This is a genomic window from Pseudomonas sp. NPDC087817, assembly GCF_044742875.1.
Lineage (GTDB): Bacteria > Pseudomonadota > Gammaproteobacteria > Pseudomonadales > Pseudomonadaceae > Aquipseudomonas.
Window position 1 is genome coordinate 82,010 of sequence record NZ_JBIUVJ010000019.1, and the last position, 2,240, is coordinate 84,249.

A 2,240-nucleotide genomic window follows, 5' to 3' on the forward strand; every position below is an offset into this window, starting at 1 on the left:
ATCGAGGGTCGGTTCCAGTGCTTTTATAAAGGATGGCGAAGTATACCCGAGCGTCTTCGCGGGGGGATCGCTATAATCGGCGGCTTTTGTTCATGAGTGCGGGGTGAGGGATGCGCGATCGACTGTTGGCTGCGGAGAAAGTGAAGGCCATCGATTGGCGAGATGGCGCGCTCCACCTGCTGGATCAGCGTATTTTGCCGTTCGAGGAAACCTGGATTGCCTACACCAGCGCCGCCGGCGTGGCTGAAGCGATTCGCTCGATGGTGGTGCGCGGCGCGCCTGCCATCGGCATCAGTGCGGCTTATGGCATTGTGCTTGCGGCCCGTGCGCGGGTTGCCGAAGGTGGCGACTGGTACGCGGCGCTGGAAGAGGATTTCGCACTGCTGGCCGATTCTCGTCCGACTGCGGTCAACCTGTTCTGGGCGCTGGGTCGCATGCACGATCGGCTTGATCGGCTGAAGGACAATGCCGATCCGCTCGCCGCGCTGGAAGCGGAAGCCATCGCCATTCATGAAAGCGACCGCGAAGCCAATCTGACTATGGCGCAGCTGGGCGTCGACCTGATCCGTAAGCATCAGGGCAATGCCCAGGCGATCCTGACCCATTGCAATACCGGCGCACTCGCCACGGGTGGTTTCGGTACGGCGCTGGGCGTGATTCGCGCGGCGTTCCTTGAGGGCATGGTCGAGCGTGTTTATGCCGACGAAACCCGTCCATGGCTGCAGGGCTCGCGCTTGACGGCGTGGGAGCTGGCCAACGAAGGCATCCCTGTCACTCTGAATGCCGACTCCGCCGCCGCGCACATCATGAAGACCAAAGGCGTGACCTGGGTGATCGTCGGTGCTGATCGGATCACGGCCAACGGTGACGTGGCGAACAAGATCGGCACCTATCAACTGGCCGTCAATGCGATGCACCACGGTGTGCGCTTCATGGTGGTGGCGCCGAGTTCGACCATCGACATGAATCTGGCCAGCGGCGATGACATCCCGATCGAGGAGCGTGACGGTGCCGAGTTGCTGGAAGTCGGCGGCAAACGTGTCGGCGCCGATGTTGAAGCGTTCAATCCGGTGTTTGATGTGACGCCGGCGGACCTGATCGATGCAATCGTCACGGAGAAAGGCATTGTCGAGCGCCCGGATACCGCGAAGATGGCCCAGTTGATGTGCCGCAAACGCCTGCATTGATTGGCTGTGGTGTCTGCATGGGCGCCGTCGCTGGCAATCCAGCTACCACAGGTTTTGTGCTTGCCACCGATTCTGTGGGAGCTGGCTTGCCAGCGATGAGGCCTTAAAAGTCAATAAACATCCGCAATCCACGCCCCAATTCTGCATTCAAAGAAGCTCTGAGCCTCTCTCGTCCCCGTTAAGCCTGTCACCGGTCAACTAACTATGCTCCATGCGCATCTGGGGGATAGGTGCGTGGCGGCCTTTGTGATAACATCCGGCGTTTTCCGAGGCAGCTCCGCGGAGCTGTCTTTACTGCGCAAATCCACTCTCCAGATTGTTGATTTGTCGTAAGTCGGTGCATGGCACTCAGCCTGCCCCGACGAGCTTCGTTGCTCCCACATGGATATGACGAAGTTTCACCAGAAAAAGGAATCAGGCTTCTCATGGGCGAACTGGCCAAAGAAATCCTCCCGGTCAATATCGAAGACGAGCTGAAACAGTCCTATCTCGACTACGCGATGAGCGTAATCGTCGGCCGTGCACTGCCGGATGCGCGCGATGGCCTCAAGCCCGTGCACCGTCGCGTACTGTTCGCGATGAGCGAGCTGGGCAACGACTTCAACAAGCCGTACAAGAAATCTGCCCGTGTTGTCGGCGACGTGATCGGTAAGTATCACCCGCACGGTGATACCGCGGTGTACGACACCATCGTCCGCATGGCTCAGCCTTTCTCCCTGCGCTACCTGCTGGTCGACGGTCAGGGCAACTTCGGTTCGGTCGACGGCGACAACGCTGCGGCCATGCGATACACCGAAGTGCGCATGACCAAGCTGGCGCACGAACTGCTGGCTGACCTGCATAAAGAAACCGTGGACTGGGTGCCGAACTACGACGGCACCGAACTGATCCCGGCGGTCATGCCGACCCGCGTGCCAAACCTGCTGGTCAACGGTTCCAGCGGTATCGCCGTGGGCATGGCGACCAACATTCCGCCGCACAACCGCGGTGAAGTCCTCGACGGTTGCCTGGCACTCTTCGGCAACCCTGTGCTGACTGTCGATGAGCTGATGC

At 60.0% G+C, this 2,240-nt stretch carries 2 protein-coding genes; both read left to right on the top strand.

Annotated features, from left to right (window positions below; all coding sequences use genetic code 11):
- Positions 1 to 110: 110 nt before the first annotated feature.
- Positions 111 to 1,187, top strand: a complete 1,077-nt coding sequence (gene mtnA, locus ACIONG_RS15325; protein WP_103305670.1) for an S-methyl-5-thioribose-1-phosphate isomerase — start codon at positions 111 to 113, stop codon at positions 1,185 to 1,187.
- A gap of 425 nt (positions 1,188 to 1,612) precedes the next feature.
- Positions 1,613 to 2,240, top strand: a 628-nt coding sequence (locus ACIONG_RS15330; protein WP_401300656.1) for a DNA gyrase subunit A, incomplete at its 3' end; no start/stop codon positions are given.